The organism is Saccharopolyspora shandongensis, from assembly GCF_900106995.1.
Taxonomy (GTDB): Bacteria; Actinomycetota; Actinomycetes; order Mycobacteriales; family Pseudonocardiaceae; genus Saccharopolyspora; species Saccharopolyspora shandongensis.
In genome coordinates, this window is record NZ_FNOK01000065.1 from 25,135 (window position 1) to 51,094 (window position 25,960).

Annotated in this window: 19 protein-coding genes and 2 riboswitches; of the genes, 16 read left to right on the plus strand and 3 right to left on the minus strand. The window is 70.6% G+C overall.

Annotation, left to right across the window (positions count from 1 at the left end; genetic code table 11):
• Positions 1 to 262 precede the first annotated feature (262 nt).
• The 3 genes from BLW84_RS39680 to BLW84_RS39690 are packed head-to-tail and all read left to right on the plus strand — an operon-like array spanning position 263 to position 3,109.
• Positions 263 to 1,378 carry an NAD(P)/FAD-dependent oxidoreductase gene (locus tag BLW84_RS39680; protein ID WP_093276656.1) on the plus strand — a complete coding sequence of 372 codons (1,116 nt, stop codon included), beginning with the start codon at positions 263 to 265 and terminating at the stop codon, positions 1,376 to 1,378.
• Positions 1,375 to 2,232: an NmrA family NAD(P)-binding protein gene (locus BLW84_RS39685; RefSeq protein WP_093276659.1), complete on the plus strand. Its 858-nt coding sequence runs from the start codon at positions 1,375 to 1,377 to the stop codon at positions 2,230 to 2,232. The genes BLW84_RS39680 and BLW84_RS39685 overlap by 4 nt, the downstream gene beginning before the upstream one ends.
• Before the next feature lie 10 nt (positions 2,233 to 2,242).
• Positions 2,243 to 3,109, plus strand: coding sequence for an NAD-dependent epimerase/dehydratase family protein (locus BLW84_RS39690; RefSeq protein ID WP_093276662.1), 867 nt, complete (start codon positions 2,243 to 2,245; stop codon positions 3,107 to 3,109).
• A gap of 417 nt (positions 3,110 to 3,526) precedes the next feature.
• On the opposite strand, the gene BLW84_RS39695 is transcribed toward BLW84_RS39690, so the two are convergent.
• On the minus strand, positions 3,527 to 4,882 hold the full coding sequence (locus BLW84_RS39695) for an L-serine ammonia-lyase (RefSeq protein ID WP_093276663.1): 1,356 nt from the start codon (positions 4,880 to 4,882) through the stop codon (positions 3,527 to 3,529).
• 29 nt (positions 4,883 to 4,911) lie between these two features.
• The gene (gene gcvH, locus BLW84_RS39700) at positions 4,912 to 5,283 is read right to left on the minus strand and encodes a glycine cleavage system protein GcvH (RefSeq protein ID WP_093276666.1); all 372 of its coding nucleotides are present in this window, start codon (positions 5,281 to 5,283) and stop codon (positions 4,912 to 4,914) included.
• Positions 5,284 to 5,333: 50 nt separating this feature from the next.
• A riboswitch (glycine riboswitch) is annotated at positions 5,334 to 5,433 on the minus strand.
• Positions 5,434 to 5,538, minus strand: a riboswitch (glycine riboswitch).
• A gap of 112 nt (positions 5,539 to 5,650) precedes the next feature.
• On the opposite strand from gcvH, the gene BLW84_RS39705 reads away from it, so the two are divergent.
• From BLW84_RS39705 to BLW84_RS48055, 8 genes are all read left to right on the plus strand, one after another.
• Positions 5,651 to 7,210 (plus strand): PucR family transcriptional regulator, encoded by a 1,560-nt coding sequence (locus BLW84_RS39705; protein ID WP_093276668.1) that lies wholly within the window; start codon positions 5,651 to 5,653, stop codon positions 7,208 to 7,210.
• A 379-nt stretch (positions 7,211 to 7,589) separates the two neighbouring features.
• Positions 7,590 to 8,705, plus strand: a complete 1,116-nt coding sequence (gene ald / locus BLW84_RS39710) for an alanine dehydrogenase (protein WP_093276671.1) — start codon at positions 7,590 to 7,592, stop codon at positions 8,703 to 8,705.
• Positions 8,706 to 9,129: 424 nt separating this feature from the next.
• Positions 9,130 to 9,663 carry a hypothetical protein gene (locus BLW84_RS39715; RefSeq protein ID WP_093276672.1) on the plus strand — a complete coding sequence of 178 codons (534 nt, stop codon included), beginning with the start codon at positions 9,130 to 9,132 and terminating at the stop codon, positions 9,661 to 9,663.
• Positions 9,664 to 9,815: 152 nt separating this feature from the next.
• Positions 9,816 to 10,784, plus strand: coding sequence for an ABC transporter ATP-binding protein (locus BLW84_RS39720; protein ID WP_093276675.1), 969 nt, complete (start codon positions 9,816 to 9,818; stop codon positions 10,782 to 10,784).
• Positions 10,781 to 11,638 carry an ABC-2 transporter permease gene (locus BLW84_RS39725; RefSeq protein WP_245761707.1) on the plus strand — a complete coding sequence of 286 codons (858 nt, stop codon included), beginning with the start codon at positions 10,781 to 10,783 and terminating at the stop codon, positions 11,636 to 11,638. The genes BLW84_RS39720 and BLW84_RS39725 overlap by 4 nt, the downstream gene beginning before the upstream one ends.
• 390 nt (positions 11,639 to 12,028) lie before the next feature.
• On the plus strand, positions 12,029 to 15,685 hold the full coding sequence (locus tag BLW84_RS39730) for an ABC transporter ATP-binding protein (RefSeq protein ID WP_245761708.1): 3,657 nt from the start codon (positions 12,029 to 12,031) through the stop codon (positions 15,683 to 15,685).
• A 692-nt stretch (positions 15,686 to 16,377) separates the two neighbouring features.
• Complete coding sequence (locus BLW84_RS39735; protein WP_245761710.1) at positions 16,378 to 20,007, plus strand: multifunctional oxoglutarate decarboxylase/oxoglutarate dehydrogenase thiamine pyrophosphate-binding subunit/dihydrolipoyllysine-residue succinyltransferase subunit; 3,630 nt, start codon at positions 16,378 to 16,380, stop codon at positions 20,005 to 20,007.
• A gap of 536 nt (positions 20,008 to 20,543) precedes the next feature.
• The gene (locus tag BLW84_RS48055) at positions 20,544 to 20,720 is read left to right on the plus strand and encodes a DUF6104 family protein (protein ID WP_010304877.1); all 177 of its coding nucleotides are present in this window, start codon (positions 20,544 to 20,546) and stop codon (positions 20,718 to 20,720) included.
• A 226-nt stretch (positions 20,721 to 20,946) separates the two neighbouring features.
• Here the strand turns inward: BLW84_RS48055 and BLW84_RS39745 are convergent, their stop codons facing one another.
• On the minus strand, positions 20,947 to 21,579 hold the full coding sequence (locus tag BLW84_RS39745) for an antibiotic biosynthesis monooxygenase (RefSeq protein WP_093276681.1): 633 nt from the start codon (positions 21,577 to 21,579) through the stop codon (positions 20,947 to 20,949).
• Positions 21,580 to 22,059: 480 nt separating this feature from the next.
• Between BLW84_RS39745 and BLW84_RS39750 the strand changes: the two genes are divergently transcribed.
• From BLW84_RS39750 to BLW84_RS39770, 5 genes are all read left to right on the plus strand, one after another.
• Positions 22,060 to 22,332, plus strand: a complete 273-nt coding sequence (locus tag BLW84_RS39750; RefSeq protein WP_093276684.1) for a hypothetical protein — start codon at positions 22,060 to 22,062, stop codon at positions 22,330 to 22,332.
• A 154-nt stretch (positions 22,333 to 22,486) separates the two neighbouring features.
• Positions 22,487 to 23,527: an L-threonine 3-dehydrogenase gene (gene tdh / locus BLW84_RS39755; RefSeq protein ID WP_093276688.1), complete on the plus strand. Its 1,041-nt coding sequence runs from the start codon at positions 22,487 to 22,489 to the stop codon at positions 23,525 to 23,527.
• Complete coding sequence (locus BLW84_RS39760; protein WP_093276690.1) at positions 23,527 to 24,714, plus strand: glycine C-acetyltransferase; 1,188 nt, start codon at positions 23,527 to 23,529, stop codon at positions 24,712 to 24,714. The genes tdh and BLW84_RS39760 overlap by 1 nt, the downstream gene beginning before the upstream one ends.
• On the plus strand, positions 24,711 to 25,607 hold the full coding sequence (locus BLW84_RS39765) for a LysR family transcriptional regulator (protein ID WP_093276693.1): 897 nt from the start codon (positions 24,711 to 24,713) through the stop codon (positions 25,605 to 25,607). The genes BLW84_RS39760 and BLW84_RS39765 overlap by 4 nt, the downstream gene beginning before the upstream one ends.
• 50 nt (positions 25,608 to 25,657) lie before the next feature.
• Positions 25,658 to 25,960, plus strand: a 303-nt coding sequence (locus BLW84_RS39770) for a transposase domain-containing protein (RefSeq protein ID WP_177226952.1), incomplete at its 3' end; no start/stop codon positions are given.

The window sequence follows — 25,960 nt, forward strand, 5'->3', positions numbered from 1 at the left end:
TTGCGTAGGTGGGCTAAGCGGCTACGCCGCTTCCAAGAACAAAACCCGCCCTGCCGCAACAGATCTAGAAAGGCCACTGTAGACGATCTGATTTCCTTTCCTTTCCCCGGAAGATGCCGCCTCGCCCGAGCGAGGCGGCATCTTCGCTTCGCGACCGGCTCCCGAGAACACGTGATGTCGCGGCCGGGCCGGGCGAAGCATGCTGGGATCCGGCTGCCGCAAGGAGAACCAGACGCCGGCAAACGGCTGGAGGAGCGGAAAGATGGCTGAGCACAAGAGGGAACTGGACATCGCGGTGATCGGGGCCGGGGTACTCGGGTTGTCCACCACGGAGGCCCTGCTGCGGCGGGGCGCGAACGTGAAGTGCTTCGACGGCCGCCGGCCCGGGTCGGGCCAGTCGGGCGGGCTGTCCCGCACCTTCCGGCACCGGCACGACGATCCGCACATCGTCGACCTGGCCGCCCGCGGCCTGGCCGGCTACCGCGAGTGGGAGCGCCGCTCCGGCGTCGAGATGGTGGGCACCGAGGGCTGCGCGTACCTGGGCACCACCCCCGCCGACACCACCGGCCTGAAGACCCACCAGGTGCCGCACCACTACGCGCCGGCGGCCGACCGCGCGGAGGTGTTCGGCGCGCTCGGGCCGATCGACGGCCCGCTGCTGGTCGACCCGACCGCCGGGGCGCTCCGCGTCAACCACGTGATCGAGACGCTGACCGACTGGGTCGGCGACCACATCATCGCCAACGACATCCACAGCCTCCTGGTGCTCGACAACGGGAAGGTCGAGTTCCAGACCGCCGACGCGATCTACCACGCGCGGCACGTCGTGCTCTGCGCCGGCGTCGACACGCCGCGCCTGGCGGCCCGCCTCGGCTGGGACATCCCGCTGGACTGCGCGCTGCACGCCCGCCCGCACTACCGGATCCGCGAGGAGCTGCGCGGCGCGCCGACGCCGTGCTGGGTGGACAAGTCCGGCCAGTTCGGCGAGATGGTGTACGGCTCGGTGATCCCCTACACCGACCAGTACGTGCTGGGCCTCATCGGCGACGGCGTCGACGTGCCGTTCGACGCCCGCGGCGCGCTGACCGGCGAGGAAGGCATGGAGGACCACGTCCGCCGGGTCACCGGCTACGTCGAGCGCGCCCTGCCGGGGCTGATCCCGGAGCCGATCGGGGTGCGGGTGTGCATCATGAGCAAACTGCCCGCGGGCAGCGACGCGCTGCGCGCCTGGCACGCCCCCGGAGTCACCGCGATCGCCGGCCACAACCTGTTCAAGTTCGCCCCGGAGCTGGGCGAACTGCTCGCGGACTCGGCGGTGCAGGACCGGCTCCCGGCGGACCTGGAGCTCGCCGGGGCACGCGCGCTGGGGGCGGCGTGAGCGGGCCGGTCATCGCCGTCGCGGGCGCATCGGGCGTCGCCGGGCGCGCGGTGACGCGGGAACTCGTGCGGCTCGGCCACCGCCCGCGCACGCTGGTGCGCCCCGGCTCGCCGAACCGCGCGCCCGACGCGGCTGTCGTCGAGTGCGATCTCACCGACCGCGCGTCGACGCTGACCGCGCTGCGCGGCGTGGACCGGTTGTTGATGCTCACCCCGTTCCACCCGGAACAGCTCGTGCTGCAACGGAATCTCATCTCGGCCAGCGGCGAAGCGGGAGTGAGCCGGGTGGTGAAGCTGTCGGCGCTCGGAGCTCAGCGCGGGGCCGAGTCGAGCATCCACCACCAGCACGGCGTCGGCGACGACGAGCTGCGCGCCGCGGGCATTCCGCACGCGGTGCTGCGCCCCAACGCTTTCATGCAGAACGCGCTGCAATGGCTGCCGACCATCCGGGCGCGCGACGCGATCGTGCTGCCGGTCGGGGCGGCGCGGGTCAGCATGATCGACGTCGAGGACATCGGCCTCGCGGCGGCGAGCCTGCTGACCGCGGACGCGGCGGCCGGGGACTACGACCTCACCGGGCCGGAAGCCCTCGACTACCGGGAGGTGGCCGAGATCCTGTCCGAAGTGGCCGGACGCCCGATCCGGCACGTGGACGCCGCGCCCACCGAGGTCGCGGCGGCCATGCGATCGGCGGGAGTGCCCGAGTGGGCGGTGGCGGCGCGCCTCCAGCTCTACGCCACCTACCGGGCCGGCGAAGCCGAGGCGGTGACGACGGCGATCGCCGACATCACCGGCCGACCGCCGCGCGACTACCGGTCGTTCGCCGCCGGACTCGCCGAGCAACTGCGGAACTGAAGGGGAACCGATGCACGTATTCGCCATCGGGGCCAGCGGGATCCTGGGCAGCCACCTCGTCCCGATGCTGCTGCGCCGCGGACACGACGTGACCGCCATGGCGCCCGGCGACCGCCTCGACCGCCTGCCGGAAGAAGCCCGCCGAATCCGGGCCTCGCTGCTCGACCCGGTCGCCGGCCGACTGCTGGCGACGGAGTTCAAAGACGTCGACGCGGTGGTCAACGCGGCCACCGCGGTCCCGCCCACCGCGGGCAGCTGGGCGTTGAACACGGCGCTGCGCAGCACCGGAACCGCGGTGGTGACCGACGCGCTGCAGGAAGCCGGGGTGCGGCGCTTCGTCCAGATGAGCATCACGATGGCCTACGCCGACGGCGGCGACACCCCGCTGACCGAGGCGGCGCCCTTCGACAACCGGCCAGAACGGACGACGATCGTCGCCCCGGTCCAGGCGATGGAGGCCACGGTCCGCGAACTGCCCGCCGACGAGATCGCGTGGAGCATCCTGCGCGGCGGACGCTTCGTGGGCCCCGCGACGGTGCAGGACCAGCAGCGGGCCCGGCTGCGCGCCGGGCGGCTGCCCATCCCGGGCGACGGGCGTTCGTGGGCGGCGATGGTGCACGCGCGGGACTACGCGGAGGCGGTGGTCGGTGCGCTGGAACGGGGCTGCACGGGCGAGACGCTGAACATCGCCGACGAGCCCGTCCGGGTCGCGGACTACTACCGCGAGCTGGCGCGCGCGGACGGCAGCCCGGCACCAGGGCAGGCTCCGGAGGAGACGGCCGAACCATCGCACCGCGTCAGCAGCGAAGCGGCGCGGCGCCTCCTCGACTGGGCCCCGGTGCACGGCATCTGGCCGGTGCGCGGCGGGGAGCGGTGACAGGAAGGTTCCCATCCTCGCACCAGAGCCGACGGCCAGAAGGCTCCACGAAAGGCGCCCGGTGGCTCACCGGTGACAGGAAGGTTCCCATGCTCGCGCTGCGGGTCCGTGGTGGCAGAAAACTTCCCATCCACACACCGGGCCCAGTGCGATCGGGCAGTGACAGGAAAGTTCCCATCCACGCACGGCTGCGCTGAGCGGTGCTGACAGGAAAGTTCCCATGCTCGCGCTGCGCGCCCGGTGGCAGAAAAGTTCCCATCCGCACGCCACCGGCCCCAGTGCGATCAGGCAGTGACAGGAAAGTTCCCATCCACTCACCGCAGGATCCGGCTCGGTGACAGGAAGGTTCCCACGCTCGCACCGCACGGCCCGGTGGTGACAGGAAGGTTCCCATGCACTCACCGGGCGTGCGGCGGGTCAGCACTCGATGACGTTGACGGCGAGGCCGCCGCGAGCCGTCTCCTTGTACTTGACCTTCATGTCCCGGCCGGTCTCGCGCATGGTCTTGATGACCTTGTCCAGCGAGACGAAGTGGGTGCCGTCGCCGCGCAGCGCCATCCGCGCCGCCGTGATCGCCTTCACCGACGCGACCGCGTTGCGCTCGATGCACGGGATCTGCACGAGACCGCCGATCGGGTCGCAGGTGAGCCCGAGGTTGTGCTCCATCGCGATCTCCGCGGCGTTCTCCACCTGGCTCGGGGTCCCGCCGAGCACCTCGGCGAGCCCGGCGGCCGCCATCGAGCACGCGGACCCGACCTCGCCCTGGCAGCCGACCTCGGCACCGGAGATCGACGCGTTCTCCTTGAACAGCACGCCGACCGCACCGGCCGCGAGCAGGAAGCGCACCACGCCGGCGTCGTCGGCTCCCGGCACGAACCGCATGTAGTAGTGCAGCACCGCGGGAACGATCCCGGCCGCGCCGTTGGTCGGCGCGGTCACCACGCGCCCGCCGGCCGCGTTCTCCTCGTTCACCGCGAGCGCGAAGAGCGTCACCCACTCCAGCGGATCGTCCTGCTCGGTCAGCGACGCCGCCAGCTCCGCCGCCCGGCGCCGGACCTTGAGCCCGCCGGGCAGTTCCCCGGAGTTCCGGCAGCCGTTGTCCACGCATTCGCGCATGACCTGCCAGATGCCCAGCAGCTCCTTGTGCACGGCGTCCTCGCCGCGCCAGGACAGCTCGTTGGCCAGCATCACGCCGCTGATCGGCAGCCCGGATTCCTCGGTCCGGGCGAGCAGTTCCACGCCGGTCCGGAACGGGTACCGGACCGGGGTCGCGTCGGGCTTGATCCGGTCGGTGCCGGTGGCGTCCTCGTCGACGACGAAGCCACCGCCGACCGAGTAGTAGACCGCGCTCTCCAACTCGACGCCGTCGGTGCCGGTCGCGGTGAATCGCATCCCGTTGGGGTGCAGCGGCAGCGACTTGCGCCGGTGCATCACCAGGTCGCGGTCCACGGTGAACCGGATCTCCTGCACGCCGTCGAGCCGCAGCCGCCCGGTCTCCCGGATCTCCGCGACCCGGCCCTCCACGGCCGCCGGGTCGACGGTCTCCGGGCTGTGCCCCTCGAGGCCGAGCAGCACCGCCTTCGGGCTGCCGTGCCCGTGCCCGGTCGCGCCGAGCGACCCGAACAGTTCCGCCTTGATCCGCTTGACCTGCGACAACCGGCCCTCGCCGTGCAACCGCTGCACGAACAGCCGGGCCGCGCGCATCGGGCCGACCGTGTGCGAACTGGACGGCCCGATACCGACCGAGAACAGGTCGAAGACGCTGATCGCCATTGACCGTCTCCTCCCTCGCCTATTCCCCGCTACTCCGCGATCACCGCGGCGTACTGCTCGGCGGTGAGCAGAGCACTGGTGTCGGAGGTGCGCACCTCCAGCAGCCAGCCCTCGCCGTAGGGCTCGGAGTTGACCAGCGCCGGGTCGTCCACGACGGACTCGTTGATCGCGACGACCTCGCCGGTGACCGGCGCGAACAGGTCGCTGACGGACTTGGTGGACTCCAGTTCGCCGCAGGGCTTGCCCGCCTCGATCTGCTCCCCCACCTCGGGCAGCTGCACGAAGACGATGTCGCCGAGCGCGTCCGCGGCGTGCTGGGTGATGCCGATCCGGACCAGCTCGTCGCGGTCCTCGATCCACTCGTGCTCTTCGGTGTAGCGCAGGTTCGCAGGCAGCGACATGTCGGGAGGCTCCAAGGCTTTCGGGGGCAGGGATGCCCGAGTGGGGTTGGGCCTCCCCCTCTGTTTCGGAACCTGAGAGCTTCGCCGCGGTTTCTCGCGGCTTGCACCGTGGGTGGAGCGTCAGCGATGACGCGCGCTTTCCAGAGTTGCCTCGCCCGAACGGTCATGGGTGCCTGAGAGTTTGTGGGGAGTCTTGCTCCTTCGGCGCCCTGACGGCTCTGTGCGAGCCATCAAGGTCTCTCCCGCACGGGGTCGACGGCCGGTATGCGATTGTCGATGTGCTCAGCAACGATAAACGGGCCAGCCCTGGTGTCAATGCCCTCCCCCACCTGACTGGCGGCGGCCCGAAGCACTCAGGAGGCCGGTGATGCTGGACATCCGGGCGCTGGTCGAGCGGGTCGGCCCGACGCTCCTGCGCACCGTGGTCAGCCCGGAGCCGACGGTCTGCGTCGGGGACGTCGTCATCGCCGAACCCGATGAGCCGCCGACCGCGGCGGGCGGCGACCTCGTGCTGGGCGTGGCGGTCGCGGATCGCGAGCAGGCGGAGCGGCTGGCGAGGGCCTGCGGCGCGCAGGGCGCGGCAGCGGTGCTGCTCAAGCCGCCGATCTCGGCGGACGACGCGGTGGCCGCGGCGGCCGAGGAAGCCGGGGTGGCGTTGGTGGAGGTCCGGCCGGGGACCGGCTGGGCGCAGCTGGTGTGGCTGATCCGGGCGGCCCTGGGCGGGACCGGCATCGAGGAGGCCGACGCGCGCGGCGGCACCGGGGTCGGCGACCTGTTCCGCCTCGCCGACGCGGTGGCCGACGTGGTGGACGCGCCGGTCACGATCGAGGACGCGCACTCCCAGGTCCTGGCCTACTCCGCCCGGCAGGACCTGACCGACCCGGCGCGGGTGTCGACGATCATGGGCCGGAAGCAGCCCGACGAGGTGCTCGCCAAGTTCCGGGCCCGCGGCACGTTCCGCCAGCTCAGCAAGGGCAGTTCGGCGATCTTCGTGCCCGCCCAGCAGGACGGCACCCTGCCCCGCCTGGTGGTGCCCATCCGGATGGGCGGCGAGCTGCTCGGATCGATGTGGGCCGTGGTGCCCGGAGAGGTCTCCGAGGAGCGCTCCACCGCGTTCGCCGACACCGCGCCGCTGGTCGCGCTGCAGCTGCTGCGGTGGCGGGCGGTGGCGGATGCCGAACGCCGCCGGTCCGCGGAGCAGGTGCGGCTGCTGCTGGAGGGGGGCGAGGGCTGGCGGGTGGCCGTGAACGAGCTGGCGGTGCCCAACGAGGCGCATCGGGTCGTCGCGATCGAAATGCCGTCGTCCGCCGGGCCGGCGGAGGGGCACCGGCTGGCGATGTGGGAGTGGATCACGCGCGGGATCGGTCGGCGCCCGCTGGTCACCGAGATCGGCACCATGCTCTACGCCCTGGTGCCGGACCGGGCGGGCGCGGGCGGCTGGCCGGACCTGCGGGAAGCGCTCATGTCCCACGACGCTGCGCCGCGCCCGCTGATCGCGGTGGGCAACCCGGTGGCGGTCGCCGACCTCCCCCAGTCACGCGCGCAGGCCGAGGAGCTGGTGGGCCTGCTGCGCACCGGCCAGCTGCGCGACCGGGTGGCGGTGTACGAGAACAACTGGCACTTGGTGGTGCTCAGCCGGATGGCCGGCGCGTCGACGGACGCGGGCGTCGGCTCCCTGGGCCCGCTGCCGGTGCTGCGCGAGCACGACCGAACGCAGGGCACCGAATACCTGGCCACCCTCCACGCGTGGCTGCGCCACCCGGGCGACCCGCGGCAGGCGAGCCGGGAGCTGCGCGTGCACCCGAACACCTTCCGCTACCGGATGAAGCGCCTCACCCAGCTCGTGGACATAGACCTGGAAAGCCCCAACGTCCGCGCAGCGCTATTCGTGCAACTCCTCGCCGACCGCTGGGCCCAACACGGCTGACAGCAAGGGAACCTTCCTGTCACCCCACACCAGCCGAGCCGCACCCCCCGGCGGCTGCGAGCAGGGGAACCTTCCTGTCACCGCCAGGCCCGGGATGCACCCCCGGTGACGTGCGGAAGGGAACCTTCCTGCCACCGGATGACAGGAAGGTTCCCTTGCTTTCACCGGCCGCTCGGGTGGCTGCGAGCAAGGGAACCTTTCTGTCACTCCGGTGTCCTCGCTGCGCCGTTTCGGCCCCTGTGGGTGCGCGGGCTTCGCCGCCGCAGGCTTTGTGCTGCGAGCACAATGCGCGCGGGGCAATCTCATCCTGCAGGAATGATGCGTCCCCTTCGGCGGCAGCGGATCGTGGTGCGCAACAAGGAGACGAAAGGATTCCGCCGTGAAGATCGCAGTGCCGCGCGAGATCAAGAACAACGAGTACCGGGTCGCGATCACACCTGCGGGCGTGCACGAGCTGACCACCCGTGGTCACGACGTCTTCGTCGAGACGAACGCCGGCGCCGGCTCCTCCATCCCCGACGAGGACTTCCTCGCGGCCGGGGCGAAGGTGCTGCCCACCGCCGAAGAGGTGTGGGGCGAGGGCGAGCTGGTCCTCAAGGTCAAGGAGCCGATCGCCGAGGAGTACCCGCGGTTGCGCCGGGACCAGGTCCTGTTCACCTACTTGCACTTGGCGGCCTCTGCCGAGCTGACCGACGCGATGCTGAAGTCCGGGGTCACCGGCATCGCCTACGAGACGGTGCAGACGGCCGACGGCGCCCTGCCGCTGCTCGCGCCGATGAGCGAGGTCGCCGGGCGCCTCGCGCCGCAGGTGGGCGCCTACTCGCTGATGCGCCCCAGCGGCGGTCGCGGCGTGCTGCCGGGCGGTGTTCCCGGCGTGCACCCGGCGCGGGTCGTGGTGATCGGCGGTGGCGTCGCGGGCCTCAACGCCGCGCGCGTCGCGCTGGGCATGGGTGCCGACGTCGAGCTGCTCGACACCAACGTCGACAAGCTGCGCGAGATCGACCGCGACTTCCACGGCCAGATCCGCACCGTGGCGTCCAACCGCTACTCGGTCGAGCAGGCGGTGCGCGCCGCCGACCTGGTCATCGGCGCTGTGCTGATCCCGGGCGCGAAGGCGCCGAAGCTGGTGTCCAACCACCTGGTCTCCGAGATGAAGCCGGGCAGCGTGCTGGTCGACATCGCCATCGACCAGGGCGGTTGCTTCGCCGACGCCCGCCCGACCACGCACGACGACCCGACGTACCGGGTGCACAACTCGGTGTTCTACTGCGTGGCGAACATGCCGGGCGCGGTCCCGAACACCTCGACGCACGCGCTCACCAACGTCACGCTGCCGTACGTGCTGCGCATCGCCGACCAGGGCTGGCAGCAGGCCTGCCGCGCGGACAACGCGCTCGCCGGTGGCCTCAACACCCACGACGGCAAGCTGGTCAACGAGCCGGTCGCCGAGGCGCACGGCCTGACGAGCACCTCGATCAGCAGCGTGCTCGCCTGATCGCGTTTGCGAGCGGGGGAACCTTCCTGTCACCGCGCGGCAGGAAGGTTCCCCCGCTCGCGGCGTTTTCGCATGCAGGAGGCCGCCAGGGACGTGTTCTCGGATCGTCGCCGCGAATGCACCGAACAGGTGATGGGCTCACACAGCCGAACGGGGCGGCCCGCTCAACCAGCCTGGGGGTCACCGGGAGCAGGCCGCCACTTTCAGTGTAGGCCACGATCGCCCATTTGCCGAAGCAGCGAGCCCCCGCTCGGGCGCCAATTTCGGGCCGAATCGATAACCACTCGATGGAGTGAGCCTGAAGTGGTGAGTGTGCAGGCGTGCGCCTCGACTGCCGATGTCACCCGATGGGGGTCGTCGGGGTGCTCCGCTCCGCGATCTCCACCGGCAACACCGACGCACTCGCACGACGGTGGGAGACGAAGTGACGGACACGGCGCTGCGAAAAGCTGTCCTCGACCGACTCGACAGGGTGGATCTGGCGACCGAAGGCAACGCACCCGAGGTGCTGCTGCCGCTCGCCCGCTCCGAGCTCTACCGGCTCACCGAGGGTCTGCGCGCCCTGCTCGACGAGCACGAACCGGCCGAGGACGGCAGGTGCCGGTCCTGCCAGGGCACGCTACGCAGCCGACCGTGGCCGTGCACGATCTGGGTGACCGCGCACCGGCTGCTGATCGGGGACCACTCCGGCGAACCCGCGCACGCCCGCAGCACCGGCCTGGACGCGCTGCGCCGGAGGCTGCGGCGCAGGCGGGAGGACGAGGCGAAGGACATCGCGATCCTCCCCGAGCCGATCATCTCCTCGACCGGCCCCGGGCCCAGCGACTGGGACACCAACGAATTCCTCCGCCCCGACCTGGCCACGGACCCGAACCCGCCGGCCATCGGTCACCTCGATGCGGATCGGGGCACGATCTACCGGGCCGCCGTGATCGACCGGTCCATTCGCTGGCCCTAGGCGCCCGCGGGTGGCGATGTCCGTCACACCGCAGGGCCGCGACCACGCCCGGCGCTGAGAACAAGCTGGGAAAACGCTCCTCCACACCTGTTCGCCCGGACCTGTCCGGCAGGATGGGCCCCGTCTGTTGAACGGGTGATGATGGAGGGCGTGTGCACGACGGCAGTGGTCGGCTCGTCGTTGAGGGTCTCAGCAAGAGCTTCGGCCCGGTCAGCGCGGTGCAGGACCTGAGTTTCACGGTCCGCCCCGGGGCGGTGACCGGGTTCCTCGGCCCCAACGGGTCCGGCAAGACGACGACGCTGCGGATGCTCCTCGGCCTGGTCATGCCCACCTCGGGCACCGCCACCATCAACGGCCTGCCGTTCCACCAGCTGCCGAACCCGGCGAGCGTGGTCGGCGCCGTGCTCGACGCGCAGAGCTTCCACCCAGGTCGCACCGCCCGTCACCACCTCCGGTGCTACGCCGCCGCGATGAACGTGCCGGACACGCAGGTCGACCGGGCCCTCGAACTCGTCGGGCTGGGCTCCGCGGGGAAGCGCAAAGCGGGCACGTTCTCGCTGGGCATGCGGCAGCGCCTGGCGCTGGGCACCGCGCTGCTCGGCGACCCGCAGGTGCTGGTGCTGGACGAGCCGGCCAACGGGCTGGACCCGGAGGGCATCGCCTGGCTGCGGAACTTCCTGAAGGCCTTCGCCGCGAGCGGCCGCACGGTGCTGATGTCCAGCCACTTCCTCCGGGAGATCGAGCACACCGTCGACCAGCTGGTGATCATCAGCCGCGGGCGCTGCGTCTTCGACGGCCACCTCGACGAACTGCGCGCCGCGCAGCGATCGCGGACGCTCGTGCAGGCCGCCGACCCCCGCAAGCTGATCGAGAAGCTGCACGCGGCCGGGTTGAGCGTCGACTACCTCCCGGACGGCCGGCTCGCGGTGACCGGCGCGGACTCCCGCGCGGTCGCGGACCTGGCGCTGGAAGCCGGGATCGCGTTGTACGCGATGCAGGACGAGCGGATCGGCCTGGAACAGCTGTTCTTCCAGCTCACCCACGGCCAGTACACCGGCGTCCAGCAGCACGGCGCGCAGTGGGCCGCGCCGGACGCCCGCGGATTCGGGGGGACCGCATGATGGTCGCGCTCGTCAAGGCGGAATTCCGCAAGGTCTTCACCACGAGCCTGTGGTGGGGGCTGCTCGCGCCGGTGGTGCTGCTCGGCTTCGGCGCGGGCTCGCTGGGCGGCCCCATGGCGGCGCTCATCGACTCGGTGGAGGAGCTCGACCGGCCGGTCCCCCTGGGCCTGCTGTCGCTGTCGATGTCGACGAACTTCAGCACCATCTTCGCGGGGCTGTTCGGGGCGATGGCGTTCGCCGGCGAGTACCGGAGCAAGACCATCACGACGACGTTCCTCACCGGCAACCCGCGCGGCGCGGTGCTGGCGGCGAAGCTGGTCGCCTACTCGGGCATCGGCCTGATCTACGGCGTGACGAACGTGCTGTTCGCGAGCCTCGGCAGCCTGGTGGGCACGGGCCTGGACTTCGGCACCTTCGGCAGCCTGGCCGACTGGCTCAGCGTCGGCGCGGCCGGTGTGCTGACGATGGTGCTGTGGACGCTGCTGGGCGTCGGGTTCGGTGCGCTGGTCGCGAACGCCGTGCTCGCGATCATCCTGCCGCTGATCTACAAGTTCATGGTCGAGTTCATCCTGTCGTTGGTGCTGATCGGATCGCCGCTGTCCGGCGTCAGCCCGTACCTGCCCGGGACGGCCGGCAACGGCATCGTGGCGAACATGGCGGTGCCGCTGTTCGTCGCCGCGGTCGCCGGGCCCGACGAGCCGGACACACCGCGGGCGATCTTCGAGATCCTGCACTTCTTCTTCGGCGGCAGCTACGGCCACCCATGGTGGGCGAGCCTGCTCACCTTCGTCGGCTACGCCGCCGTGTTCATCGCCGGCGGCTGGCTGGCCAGCCGCCGGCGCGACATCGCCTGACGCGCATCACCTGTGGAAGGGAACCTTCCTGTCACTGCGGCGCCGGTGACAGGAAGGTTCCCTTCCTGTCACCGGGCCACCCAGCAGGCCCGTCCGAGCCCGGGAACCGGTGGGTGGTGCATGGGAACCTTCCTGTCACCCCACGCAGCGGAGGCCCGTGAGCATGGGAACCTTCCTGTCACTCCGGGCGCGGGCTGGGCCGTCGTGGTGACAGGAAAGTTCCCGTGCTCGCACCGCCTCCTCGGTTTGGCGGGGGTCACAGCGACCGTCCGGCCGGGCTGCGTGGTCGGTGGTGCGGCATAACCTGGCGAGGTGAGCGACTCCGGTAATCCCCGCCCGACTTCCGGCGGTTGGATCCGTCGCCTCTTCGCCGCCTGTCGCCGGCACCCCGTGGCCCTGACGTTGGCGATGGGTGCGTCCGTCACGGCGGTCGGCTTGGAGGCGCTGGTTCCGCTGCTGACCAAGCTGGCGGTGGACGACGCCGTCGCGCGCAGCACCGACCGCCTGTGGTGGATCGTGATCGCGCTGCTCGGGCTCGGCGCGTTCCGGTTCGCGTCGGCGTTCGTCCGCCGCTACAGCGCCGGGCGGCTGGCCCTCGACGTGCAGCACGACCTGCGCCGGGCGGTGTTCGCCGCGATGCAGCGGCTGGACGGCGGGAAGCAGGACGCGCTGCGCACCGGCCAGGTCGTGTCCCGCTCCATCAGCGATCTGCAGATGGTGAACTCGCTGCTGTCGATGCTGCCGCTGGCGGCCGGTACGGCGGTGCTCGCGGTGTTCGCGATCGCGGCGATGTTGTGGCTGTCGCCGCCGCTCACGGTGGTTTCGCTGATCGTCGCGCCGCTGATCGCGGTGATTTCGGCGCGCAGCAAGAAGAGCTTGTTCCCCGCGACGTGGTCGGCGCAGCAACGCGCCGCGGACATCGCGCAGCACGTCGAGGAGACCGTCACCGGTGTCCGGGTCGTGAAGGGCTTCGGCCAGGAGGACCGCGAGGTCGGGCGGCTGGAGGGCCGCGCGCGGCGGCTGTTCGCCGAGCGGCTGCGCGCCGCCAGGATGACGTCGAGACCGGCGGCGAGCCTGGCCGCGCTGCCCTCCGCCGGGCAGGTCGGGGTGCTCGGCCTCGGCGGCTGGATGGTGCTGCAGGACCAGGTGAGCCTCGGGACGTTCGTCGCCTTCGCCGGGTACGTGGCGATGCTGGCCGGTCCGGCCCGGATGTTGTCGAGCGTGATGATCCAGGCGCAGCTCGCCCGCGCCGGTGTCGAGCGCATCCACGAGCTGATCGATTCCCAGCCCGAGGTGCAGGAGAAACCCGAAGCGGCGACCCTGCCCGACGGGCCGCTGGAGGTCCGGCTCGACGACGTGAGCTTCGGCTACACCCGCGACCAGCCGGTGCTCCGCGACGCGTCGCTGCGCGTCAGCCCCGGCGAGACCGTGGCGCTGGTCGGCCCGGCAGGGTCGGGCAAGTCGACGGTTTCGCTGCTCCTGCCGCGCTTCTACGACGTGCACGCGGGGAGCATCCGGATCGGGCCGGCCGAGGACGGCGACGCGAGCCACGACATCCGCGACCTGCGGCTGGATTCGCTGCGGGCCGCGGTCGGGGTGGTGTTCGAGGAGGCGTTCCTGTTCTCCGACACCATTCGCGGCAACATCGCGTACGGCCGCCCCGACGCTTCGGAGGCCGATGTGATCGCCGCGGCGAAAGCCGCAGAGGCGCACGAGTTCATCACCAGCCTTCCCGACGGCTACGACACGGCGGTCGGCGAGCGCGGCCTGACGCTGTCGGGCGGGCAGCGCCAGCGCGTGGCGCTCGCGCGGGCGCTGCTCTCGAACCCGCGGATCCTGGTGCTCGACGACGCGACGTCGGCGGTGGACCCGGCGACCGAGGCGGCCATCCACGACACCCTGCGGTCGGTAACCGCGCAGCGCACCACGATGCTGATCGCGCACCGCCGGTCGACGCTGGCCCTGGCCGACCGGATCGCGGTGCTCGACGAGGGACGCGTCGTCGACATCGGCACCGAGGAGGAGCTGAACCAGCGGTGCGAGCTGTTCCGGTCGCTGCTGGCCGGCCCCGGTGAGTCGATCGACAGCCGCAGCGACGGCCATGTCGTGGCCGGGCCGGACGGCATCACCTCGGAGCTCTGGCCGCCGGTGGACGACGCCGAGTCTGCGACCGCCGACGCCGCGACGCTGCCGCCGACTCCCGAGTTGGTCGAAGGCATCCAGAAGCTCCCGCCCGCGACCGATCAGCCCGATCTGCGTGACGAAGACCCGACGGCGCCCGACCCCGATTTCAGGCTGTCCCGGCTGCTGCGGCCGATCCGCTGGGGCCTGCTGCTGACCGTGCTGTTGGTGGCCGGGGACGCGCTGACGTCGATCGCGTTGCCGTCGCTGGTGCGCCACGGCATCGACGGTGGGGTGAGCTCGGGTCGCACCGACGCGCTGTGGATCGCCACCGGCCTGGGTGTCGTGGTCGTCGTGGTGGGCTGGCTGGTCGTCAGGCTGCAGACCGTCATCACCGCGCGCACCGGCGAAACGCTGCTCTACCTGCTGCGCCTGCGCAGCTTCGCGCACCTGCAGCGGCTCGGGCTGGACTACTACGAGCGGGAGCTCGCCGGCCGGATCATGACCCGGATGACCACGGACGTCGACGCGCTGTCGACGTTCCTGCAGACCGGGCTGGCGACGTTCGTGGTCAGCGTGCTGACGCTGTTCGGCATCGCGGGCGCGCTGCTGGTCACGGACGTTTCGCTGGCGCTCGTGGCTATGGCGGTGCTGCCGTTCCTGCTGGTGGCCACCGTGATCTTCCGCAAGGTCTCGTCGACCGCTTACGCCGAAGCGCGCGAGCGGGTGAGCACGGTCAACGCCGACCTGCAGGAGAACGTCTCCGGGATGCGGGTGGCGCAGGCGCACCGCCGCGAGGGGCACGCCGCGAAGGTGTTCGCGCAGCGCAGCGACGCCTACCGGCGGTCCAGGCTGCGCGCCCAGCGCTACATCGCCACCTACTTCCCGTTCGTCGCGCTGCTGTCCGAGATCGCGCAGGCGGCGGTGCTGGGCGTCGGCGCGACGCGAGTCGCGTCGGGCGACCTGACCGCCGGCGTGCTGGTCGCGTTCCTGCTCTACCTCGGCCTGTTCTTCTCGCCCGTGCAGCAGCTGTCCGGGGTGTTCGACGGCTACCAGCAGGCGAGGGTGGGGCTGCAGCGGATCGGGGACCTGTTGCGGACGCCCACCTCGGTGCCCGCCGCAGCCGATCCCGCTCCTGTGCCGGAGCGGTTCGAAGGCGGCGTGGAACTGCGGTCGGTGTCGTTCCGCTACCCGGGCACGGAGCAGTTCGCGCTGCGCGACATCGCGCTGCGGGTGCGGCCCGGCGAGACCGTGGCGCTGGTCGGGGCGACCGGCGCTGGGAAGTCGACGCTGATCAAGTTGATCGCGCGGTTCTACGACGCCACCGACGGCGCCGTGCTGATCGACGGGCAGGACATCCGCCGCTACGACCTCGCGGCGTTCCACCAGCGGCTCGCCGTCGTCCCGCAGGAAGGCCACCTGTTCACCGGGGACATCGCCGGCAACATCGCCTACGCGCGGCCGGACGCCGATCCGACGGAGGTCGAGGGCGCGGCCCGGGCCGTTGGGGCGCTGCCGGGGATCGCCATGCTGCCGCGCGGCTTCCGGCAGCAGGTGGGAGAGCGCGGACGGGGCCTTTCGGCCGGTCAGCGGCAGCTGGTCGCGCTGGCGCGCGCCGAGCTGGTCGACCCCGATGTGCTGCTGCTCGACGAGGCGACCGCCGCGCTCGACCCGGCGACGGAGTCGATGGTGGTCGCGGCCAGCGACCGGGTGGCGGCGCAGCGCACGACGTTCGTCGTCGCGCACCGGCTGGCCACGGCGGCGCGGGCGGATCGCATCGTGGTCATCGACGGCGGCCGGATCGTCGAGCAGGGCAGCCACACCGGCCTGCTCGCGGAAGACGGCCACTACGCGCGCCTGTGGCGGGCGGCGGACGGCGCGTCGGACGAGCGGGAGCCGGACATCGACGCGACCAACATCGCGTGACCGATGTGAGCAAGGGAACCTTCCTGTCACCGCCGAGCCCCGCGACGTGAGGAAGGGAACCTTTCTGTCATCCATCAGCCCCGCCGGGCCGCTGCGGATTGAGAGGAAGGGAACTTTCCTGTCATCACCGGGTCTGGCGGTGTGAGGAAGGGAACCCTCCTGTCAGACGCCCCGGCAGGAGGCGGAGCAAGGGAACCTTTCTGCCACCGAACCGCAGAAAGTCCCCCGCCCGCACACACAGAAAGGAACATTTCGGACACGCTCCGCTACCGTGCCGCCCGCCGTCACACCTGCCCGGAACGCGTGGGGCCGGAGTGCCGAACTCCGCGGATGTCAACCAATGGAGAAGGAACACAGCGTGTCGGTGAAACGTCATACTGGTGTCGGACGACAACCCAGATGGAGTAGTACCGAGCAACGCCGATCTTGAGTGGTGCATGCCGAAGTGCGGTCGATGATCGTTCGTCCGAGCCCGATGGGGCCCGCTCCCCGCGAGCTGGGCTTTCCTGATCGATTTTGTGACCGAGCTCGTCGGCCGAACGGCCGTACTGTGTGTCAACCGCACGAATCGGACCGCTAGCCTGGTACCTGAGTGTGTCTGTAAATCACGAGCATATGGATCGAGGCGAACGCCAGCCGTGTCCAGCAGCCCTGCGTCACAGTTCGGCCCCAACGAGTGGTTGATCGAGGAAATGTACGAGCAGTTCCTCAACGATCCCACTTCCGTAGACTCGGCGTGGCACGAATTCTTCGCCGACTACAAGCCGGGCCAGGCAGCCACCGAGAACACCGCTGCTGCCGCCGCTGCAGCGGCCCCGACGACCACGGCCACCGCGACGCGCCCGAGTGAGACCAATGGTCAGGTCCCGCCGGCCGCCGCTGCGACCGCGCCCCCGGCGAGCAAGCCCGCCGCCGCGCCGAAGCCGTCCCCGCAGCAGGCCGCCAAGGCCGCTCCGGTGAAGGAACCCCAGGCCGGTGGCGACGTGAAGACGCTCCGCGGGGCCGCGGCTGCGATCGCCAAGAACATGGATCAGTCGCTGACCGTGCCGACCGCGACGAGCGTGCGTGCGGTGCCGGCCAAGCTGCTGTTCGACAACCGCATCGTCATCAACAACCACCTGAAGCGGAACAAGGGCGGCAAGGTCTCCTTCACGCACCTGATCGGCTACGCGCTGGTCCGGGCGGTCCGGGACTTCCCGAACATGAACCGCCACTACGGCGAGGACGCCAAGGGCAAGCCCGCGGCCGTCACGCCGGAGCACATCAACCTGGGCCTGGCCATCGACCTGCCGGGCAAGGACGGTTCCCGCAACCTCGTGGTCGCCTCCATCAAGGGCTGCGAGGACATGACGTTCCAGCAGTTCTGGCAGGCCTACGAGGACATCATCCGCAAGGCCCGCAACAACGCGCTGACCGCGGACGACTTCGCCGGCACCACGATCTCGCTGACCAACCCCGGCCCGTCCGGCACCAACCACTCGGTGCCGCGGCTGACCAAGGGCCAGAGCGCGATCATCGGCGTCGGCGCGATGGACTACCCGGCGGAGTTCCAGGGCGCCAGCGAGAAGACGCTGGTCGACATGGGCATCAGCAAGATCGTGACGCTGACGTCCACCTACGACCACCGGGTCATCCAGGGCGCCGAGTCCGGTGACTTCCTGCGCAAGATGCACCAGCTGCTGCTGGGCGGGGACGGGTTCTTCGACGACATCTTCTCCTCGCTGCGCATTCCGTACGAGCCGGTGCGCTGGACGCAGGACATCCCCGAGGGCGCGGTGGACAAGACCGCCCGCGTGCTCGAGCTGATCGACGCCTACCGCACCCGCGGCCACCTGATGGCCGACATCGACCCGCTGAACTACCGGCAGCGGCGGCACGAGGACCTCGACGTCCTGTCGCACAGTCTCACCTTGTGGGACCTGGACCGGGAGTTCGCGGTCGGCGGTTTCGCCGGCAAGGAGCACATGAAGCTCCGCGACGTGCTGGGCGTGCTGCGCGACTCGTACTGCCGGACCGTCGGCGTCGAGTACATGCACATCCTCGAGCCCGACGAGCGCGAGTGGCTGCAGCAGCGGGTCGAGAAGCCGCACACCAAGCCGGAGCCGTCGGAGCAGAAGTACATCCTGTCGAAGCTCAACGCGGCCGAGGCGTTCGAGACGTTCCTGCAGACCAAGTACGTCGGGCAGAAGCGGTTCTCGCTGGAGGGCGCCGAGACCGTGGTGCCGCTGCTGGACGCGGTGCTGGACACCTCCGCGGCGCATGAGCTCGACGAGGTCGTCATCGGCATGCCGCACCGCGGCCGCCTCAACGTGCTGGCCAACATCGTCGGCAAGCCGATCTCCCAGATCTTCCGGGAGTTCGAGGGCAACCTGGACCCGGGGCAGGCGCACGGTTCCGGCGACGTCAAGTACCACCTCGGCGCCGAGGGCAAGTACTTCCGGATGTTCGGCGACGGCGAGACGAAGGTGTCGCTGACGTCGAACCCGTCGCACCTGGAAGCCGTCAACCCGGTGCTCGAGGGCATCGTCCGCGCCAAGCAGGACATCCTGGACAAGGGCCAGGAGGGCTTCACCGTCCTGCCGGTGCTGCTGCACGGCGACGCCGCGTTCGCAGGTCAGGGCGTGGTCGCCGAGACGCTGAACCTGTCGCTGCTGCGGGGCTACCGCACCGGCGGCACGGTGCACGTGGTCGTCAACAACCAGGTCGGTTACACCACCGCGCCGGAGCACTCGCGCTCCAGCAAGTACTGCACCGACGTGGCAAAGATGATCGGCGCCCCGGTGTTCCACGTCAACGGCGACGACCCCGAGGCCTGCGTCTGGGTCGCGAAGCTGGCCGTGGCGTACCGCCAGGCGTTCGGCAAGGACGTCGTGATCGACATGGTGTGCTACCGCCGCCGCGGTCACAACGAGGGCGACGACCCGTCGATGACGCAGCCGAAGATGTACGACGCGATCGACAAGATGCGCAGCGTCCGCAAGGTCTACACCGAGGCCCTGATCGGCCGCGGCGACATCACCGTCGAAGAGGCGGAGAAGGCGCTGAAGGACTACGCGGCCCAGTTGGAGCACGTGTTCAACGAGGTCCGCGAGCTGGAGAAGCACCCGCCGTCGCCGAGCCCGTCGGTGGAGTCCGAGCAGCAGGTGCCGCGCGGCCTGGCGACCGCGATCTCGCGGGAGACCTTGGAGCACATCGCCGAGGCGCAGATCAACCTGCCGGAGGGCTTCACCCCGCACCCGCGCGTCAAGCCGGTGCTGGAGCGTCGCGCCAAGATGGGTCGCGAGGGCGGCATCGACTGGGCGTTCGGCGAGCTGCTGGCGTTCGGTTCGCTGGTCATGGAGGGCCGCCAGGTCCGCCTGACCGGTCAGGACAGCCGGCGCGGCACGTTCGGCCAGCGGCACTCGGTGCTCATCGACCGCAAGGAGAACGCCGAGTACACGCCGCTGCAGAACCTGTCGGAGGACCAGGCGAAGTTCCTGGTCTACGACTCGGCGCTGTCGGAGTTCGCGGCGGTGGGCTTCGAGTACGGCTACTCGGTCGGCAACCCCGACTCGCTGGTGCTGTGGGAAGCGCAGTTCGGTGACTTCTTCAACGGCGCCCAGTCGATCATCGACGAGTTCATCTCGTCCGGTGAGGCGAAGTGGGGTCAGCGCTCCGACGTCGTCATGCTGCTGCCGCACGGCCACGAAGGCCAGGGCCCGGACCACACCTCGGGTCGCATCGAGCGGTGGCTGCAGCTGTGCGCCGAGGGTTCGATGACCGTCGCGATGCCGTCGACGCCGGCGAACTACTTCCACCTGCTGCGGCGGCACGCGCTGGACAACATCCACCGCCCGCTGGTGGTGTTCACGCCGAAGTCGATGCTGCGGTTGAAGACCGCGAGCAGCCCGGTCGAGGACTTCACCAACGGCAGCAAGTTCACCTCGGTGATCGACGACCCGGCGCAGCCGGACCCGGCCAACGTGCGCAATGTCGTGCTGTGCACCGGCAAGCTCTACTACGAGCTGGCCGCGCACCGCGACAAGGAGGGCATCACCGACACCGCGATCGTCCGGCTGGAGCAGCTCTACCCGCTGCCCCACCGCAAGCTGGGCGCGCTGTTCGAGCGGTACCCGAACGCCACGTCGATCCGGTGGACGCAGGAGGAGCCGGCCAACCAGGGTGCGTGGCCGTTCCTCGGCCTGGCACTGCCGGAGCTGTTCCCGCAGCTGGTCGGCAAGCTCCAGCGGGTCTCGCGCCGTCCGATGGCCGCCCCGGCCACCGGTATGGCCAAGGTCCACGAGGTCGAGCAGGCCGAGGTCGTGCGCAACGCCTTCGCCTGATCCAGGGCTGAAGCGGGCCGCCGGTTCCCTCCCGGAACCGGCGGCCCGTTTTTTGCGCCCGCAGCGGATTCCCGCGAACGCTCCTCGGGCGCGCCGGCAGTTCGCTGCGCGACTTCCTGGAGTTCCTCTACTGGTGCGCCTCGACTCGCCGGAGGGCTCCCGGGCGGAAACCGACGCGCTTTACGCGCGCCGGCGCCAGGCAGGACCCGCGCGCCTTCCACTCCCCCGGCAGCTGGTGGTCGACGGCGCTCAACGCCCCACTCGATGCGGAGACCGCCTGATACCGCGAGCCCCCTCGGTGTGGGGAGGGTGACAGGAAGGTTCCCATGCTCCACAGCCCCGGCCTGATGCGGTTGGCCGCGTCGGATTAGAGTCCTGCTCCGGCCTTGTGGCGTTCGGCCCCGGAGCTTCGCAAGCACAAGGACCTTCTCGCCATTCGGGGCGGTTCCCGCCGCCGCCGGAATTGCGTTTCGTACTCTGCTGTTCTGCCAACCCCGATCGCACCGGTCACGGACGGAAACAACTAGGAGGACACGGTGTACTTCACCGACCGCGGCATTGAGGAACTCGAAGATCGTCGCGGTGACGACGAGGTCACGCTGGCCTGGGTCGCCGACCGAATGCGGGCGTTCGTCGACCTCAACCCCGACTTCGAGGACGCCACCGAACGCCTCGCCACGTTCCTCGCCCGCGACGACGCCGACGACGAGTAACCAGCCCCGAGGTTCGACCAGCACCGGGGCGACCGGTTGGTGACAGGAAGGTTCCCATCCCCTCGCCCCGGACCGTTCCAGAGGCAAGCGCCGGCCTGCCGGTGACAGGAAAGTTCCCCTCCTGCCACGGCCGCCGGGTCGGCGGATGATCGAAAGGTTCCCTGCCTGCCGCCCCCACCGCGCGTCCCGCACGTTGGTGACAGGAAGGTTCCCTTGCTCTCCCCGGTCAGGCCCGGTAGCGGGTCAGGCTGCGGTGCAGCCGGTAGAGATCGCCGGCGGCAACGGTTTCCGGGTGGTGTGTGCTGCTGGCGACCGCGGCCTCATCGGCCCACTCCTCGTAGATCAGCACCCGGGTGCCGTCGACGCTGATGTGGAAGTGCGCGGCGACGAGCCCCGGCGGCAGCTCGGGCGTGATCCGGCCGCGCGCGGCGTCGGCCAGCTGCCGCGCCTGCTCGATGTCCTCGGTGTCGTAGGTGAAAACCGCGACCAGATCGCCGCGTCGAGGCTCTGGCGCGACGACGCTGCTGTGCAGGCGGTACCTGACGAGACCGGGGCGTTCGATGCCCGGCACGGCCTCGTCGATGCCGCGGACCAGCGTCGGCCGGTAGGTCCGGACGAACTCGCGGTGGGCGTCGTCGTCGGTCCACTGCGCGTAGTTCAGCACCTTGGTGCCGTCGTCGCTCACGAAGCAGTTCAACGACAGGAATGCCGGCGGCCAGGGCGCGACGCGCCATTCCGCGATCGTCGAATCCACCGCGTCGCGCTGCCGCTGCGGCGTGCCCACGAGCCACGGGCTGACCAGGATCGTGCCGACGTCGGATCGGGTGATATCGGGCATTTCGATGTGGCCGGTCGTCATCGGGCCTCCTCGTGATCATCGGCTGCGACACGATCCTCGAACCTCCACCTAGATAGAAGTCAAGTCGTCGCCGCCTAGCCCACCGGCCGCCGCGCGTGACAGGAAAGTTCCCATGCTCGCACCCGCGCGACCAGGGAACCCCGGGGCCGCTGACAGAAAGGTTCCCTTGCTCGCAGCCCCGCCCGTTGGCGCCCGGGGTGGCAGGAAGGTTCCCTTCCACACCTCACGGCAGCAGGCGCGGGCCTCGTCGTGACAGGAAAGTTCCCTTGCTCGCACCGCCGCCACGACGGCTGGTGACAGAAAGGTTCCCTTGCTTTCGCCCCGCATTCGGCGGGCCTTCTGGGCGGTTGGGGCGGGCGGCTCCCCTGGCCGGGTGGCCGGGCATGCGGGGTGATCCCCCACGGAGTGACGTGGACGGCGCCCGGGGCCGATGTGTGATCGCCTCGGCGCTGGCAATGCCAACGCACTACGGAGGAATCGATGCGACGTCTGCTTGCCAGCACCCTGCTCACCGCAATCGCCGTGCTGGGCGCCGCCGGAACGGCCGCTGCCGCCGACGGCCCCCAATCGTCGGCGTCGGACCCGTTCCTCGCCGCGATCGTCGGTAGCCCGCAGGGACCGAACCAGCAAACCCAGGTGAGCCACAACGAGCAGCACAAGTCCCAACGCGTGAGCCAGCACCACGTCAAGTCCTCTTCCCCGCAGGGGCAGAAGAGCTACTCGCACACGCACGAGCAGTCGTCGAACGGTTGACCAGCCGCCAGCGCCGCGCCCCATTCGTCGAAGGCGGGTGGGGCGCGGTGCGCTGTGCAGCGCCGCTAACCAGCCAGTGCAGAAAGTCGCGATGGACCTACGCCGCGGCACCGGGCCAGACTCCACTGCGACAAGCATCGAGAGCGGAGGAACCTTGCGCGCTCTGGTGAAGACCTCACCCGCGCCCGGCCTGGAACTGGCCGAGCTCCCCGACCCGACCCCGGGCCCCGACGAAGTCGTGGTGCGGGTGATGCGCACCGGTATCTGCGGTACGGACCTGCACATCGCGTCGTGGGACGAGTGGGCCGCCCGCACCGTGCCGACGCCGCTGGTGGTCGGCCACGAATTCGCCGGGGAGGTGGTGGCCACCGGCGCCGCGGTCACGCGAGCAGCGGTCGGCGACTTCGTCAGCGGCGAGGGACATCTGGTGTGCGGCCGCTGCCGCAACTGCCTCGCCGGCCGTCGGCACCTGTGCGCGCACACGCAGGGCCTCGGGGTGCACCGCAACGGCGCGTTCGCCGAGTTCGCGGTGCTGCCCGAGCAGAACGTCTGGGTGCACCGCGGCGAAATCGATCCGGACGTGGCGGCGATCTTCGACCCGTTCGGCAACGCGGTGCACACCGCGCTGAGCTTTCCCGTCGTCGGCGAGGACGTGCTGATCACCGGTGCCGGACCGATCGGGCTGATGGCCGCTGGGGTGGCCAAGCACGCGGGCGCCCGGCACGTGGTGATCACCGACGTCAGCGAGCACCGGTTGGAGCTGGCCCGCCGCGTCGGGGTGGATCTGGCCGTGGACGTTTCGCAGACCCGGGTCGCCGACGCGCAGCAGCAGCTGGGCATGAGCGAGGGCTTCGACGTGGCGATGGAGGTCTCCGGGAAGCCCGATGCGCTGCGGGAGGCCGTGGCGAACATGGCGCACGGCGGCCGGATCGCGATGCTGGGCCTGCCCGCCGAGGACTTCCCGCTCGACTGGAGCGCGGTCGTGTTCAAGATGCTCACCGTCAAGGGCATCTACGGCCGCGAGATGTTCGAGACCTGGTACTCGATGTCGGTGCTGCTGGAGTCCGGGCTGGACCTGAGCCCGGTGATCACGCACCGCTTCCCGTACACGCAGCACGCCGAGGCGTTCGAGACGGCCCGCAGCGGGCGCTGCGGCAAGGTCATCCTCGACTGGACAACGAAGGGGCCCGCCTGATGTACACGATCGCTGACGACGTCCGCGCCGAGCTGGCCGAGATCCGCGCCGCCGGGCTGTACAAGGACGAGCGGGTGCTGGACTCGCCGCAGAGCGCGCGGGTGGGTGTCGGCGGTGCCGAGCTGCTGAACTGCTGCGCGAACAACTACCTGGGGCTGGCCGATCACCCCGCGCTGCTCGCCGCCGCCGAGGAGGCGCTGGCGAAGTGGGGTTTCGGGATGGCGTCGGTGCGGTTCATCTGCGGCACGCAGGCCCCGCACAAGGAGTTGGAGCGGCGACTCTCGGAGTTCCTGGGCACCGATGACACGATCCTGTACAGCTCGTGCTTCGACGCCAACGGCGGGGTTTTCGAGACGCTGCTCGACGACCGGGACGCGGTGATCTCCGACGAGCTCAACCACGCGAGCATCATCGACGGCATCCGGCTGTCCAAGGCCCGCCGCGGCCGGTACCGGAATCGGGACATGGCCGATCTCGAGCGGCTGCTCAAGGAGAACTCCGACGCGCGGCGCAAGCTCGTCGTCACCGATGGCGTGTTCTCGATGGACGGCTACCTGGCGCCGCTGGACGAGATCTGCGCGCTCGCCGAGAAGTACGAGGCGATGGTGATGGTCGACGACTCGCACGCGGTCGGGTTCACGGGCCCGAAGGGCGCGGGCACGCCGGACCTGTTCGGCGTCGCCGACCGGGTCGACATCGTCACGGGCACGCTCGGCAAGGCGCTCGGCGGCGCCAGCGGCGGCTACGTGTCCGCGCGCGCCGAGATCGTCGAGCTGCTGCGGCAGCGTTCCCGGCCGTACCTGTTCTCCAACTCCCTCGCGCCGTCGATCGTGGCCGCGTCGCTTGCCGCGCTGGACCTCGTCGCCGCGCAGCCGGAGCTGCGGGAGCGGCTGCGGGACAACAGCTCGCTGTTCCGCCGCCGGATGGCCGAGGAGGGCTTCGACCTGCTGCCCGGCGAGCATCCGATCATCCCGGTGATGATCGGCGACGCGGCGGAGGCGGCGCGGATGGCGGACCTGCTGCTGGAGGAGGGCATCTACGTCATCGGCTTCTCCTACCCGGTGGTGCCCAAGGGCAAGGCCCGCATCCGCACCCAGATGTCGGCTGCGCACAGCGCCGAGGACGTGGAACGGGCGGTGTCGGCGTTCGTGGCGGCCCGCGATCGGATGGGTACCATCGCCCGGTGATTGACCCCCGGCGGCTCCAGGTGCTGCGCGCGCTCGCCGACCACGGCACCGTGCGCGCGGCGGCGGAGAAGCTCTACCTGACGCCGTCGGCGGTGTCGCAGCAGCTCACCGCGCTGGAGAACGAGGTCGGGCAGCCGCTGCTGGTCCGGCAGGGCCGCCGGGTGCGGCTGACCGCGGCCGGTGAGCTGCTGGTCGAGCACGCCAAGGCGGTGCTGGCCGAGCTGGAGCGCGCGGAGGCGAGCTTGGCGGCGTGCGCGGCGGGCACCGTCGGCACGGTCGAGGTCGCGTCGTTCGCCTCGGCGATCACGCAGGTCGTGGCGCCGTCGATCGTCGCGTTGCGGCAGCACGCGCCGGACGTGCGGGTGCTGGTGCGCGACGCCGAGGCGCACAACAGCCTGATGATGCTGCTGGCCGGGGAGATCGACATCGCGATCTCGATGGAGTACACCTCGACGCTGCAGGCGGACGCCCGGCGGGTGAGCCGGTTCCCGTTGTACGCCGAGCCGTTCGACGTGGTGCTGCCGCCGAACCACCCGCTCGGTTCTGCCGCGGAGATCGCGCTCGACGAGCTGCGCGACGACGACTGGATCGCGCCGCTGCCGGGCAACCCGTGCCGCGCGGTGGCCCAGGTGTCCTGCGAGAACGCGGGATTCGTCCCGAACATCACGCACACCTCGGACGACTTCCACGCGGTGGTGGCGCTGGTCGCGGCGGGCACCGGTGTCTCGCTGGTGCCCCGCACGGCCATCGCGGCCGGCGTGGGCGTGGTCGCGCTGCCGGTCGCGGGCAAGCCGCCGACTCGCCGGGTCTTCGCCGCCGTCCAGTGCGGACGGGAGGAGCACCCGCTGGTCCGCGTCGTGCTGGACGCGCTGCTGTCGAGCAAGGCCGGCTAGGCCCAATGCCGGTCGTTTAGGTCATCGCGTGGCCGGTAGCCTGCGTGCTTGTGGATCTTGAGGTAGGGGCGGGCGCGGGTGTCAGCGTGGCCGATCAGGCTGCCATCGGTGTGCTGACCCGAACGTTCCCTGTGGAATTGGTCGATCGAGTTATTGATCAGTATTGGCGTAGAGAACAGCGGACTCGCGCACTGCCTGCCCGGCTGATGTTCTACTTCACGCTTGCCTTGTGCCTGTTTCCGCACGAGTCCTACCGGTCGGCAATGAAGATCCTCATGTCGGTGTTCGGGCGGGGCGGGCAGGGTTATCGGGTGCCCACGACCGGGTCGATCGGAGCCGCTCGCCGTCGGTTG

Excerpts from the sequence above, each read along its gene's own strand:
- BLW84_RS39680 (WP_093276656.1), top strand. The coding sequence starts at position 263 with ATGGCTGAGCACAAGAGGGAACTGGACATCGCGGTGATCGGGGCCGGG.
- BLW84_RS39690 (WP_093276662.1), top strand. The coding sequence starts at position 2,243 with ATGCACGTATTCGCCATCGGGGCCAGCGGGATCCTGGGCAGCCACCTC.
- BLW84_RS39695 (WP_093276663.1), bottom strand. The coding sequence starts at position 4,882 with ATGGCGATCAGCGTCTTCGACCTGTTCTCGGTCGGTATCGGGCCGTCC.
- gcvH (WP_093276666.1), bottom strand. The coding sequence starts at position 5,283 with ATGTCGCTGCCTGCGAACCTGCGCTACACCGAAGAGCACGAGTGGATC.
- BLW84_RS39705 (WP_093276668.1), top strand. The coding sequence starts at position 5,651 with ATGCTGGACATCCGGGCGCTGGTCGAGCGGGTCGGCCCGACGCTCCTG.
- BLW84_RS39725 (WP_245761707.1), top strand. The coding sequence starts at position 10,781 with ATGATGGTCGCGCTCGTCAAGGCGGAATTCCGCAAGGTCTTCACCACG.
- BLW84_RS39735 (WP_245761710.1), top strand. The coding sequence starts at position 16,378 with ATGTACGAGCAGTTCCTCAACGATCCCACTTCCGTAGACTCGGCGTGG.
- BLW84_RS39745 (WP_093276681.1), bottom strand. The coding sequence starts at position 21,579 with ATGACGACCGGCCACATCGAAATGCCCGATATCACCCGATCCGACGTC.
- BLW84_RS39750 (WP_093276684.1), top strand. The coding sequence starts at position 22,060 with ATGCGACGTCTGCTTGCCAGCACCCTGCTCACCGCAATCGCCGTGCTG.
- BLW84_RS39760 (WP_093276690.1), top strand. The coding sequence starts at position 23,527 with ATGTACACGATCGCTGACGACGTCCGCGCCGAGCTGGCCGAGATCCGC.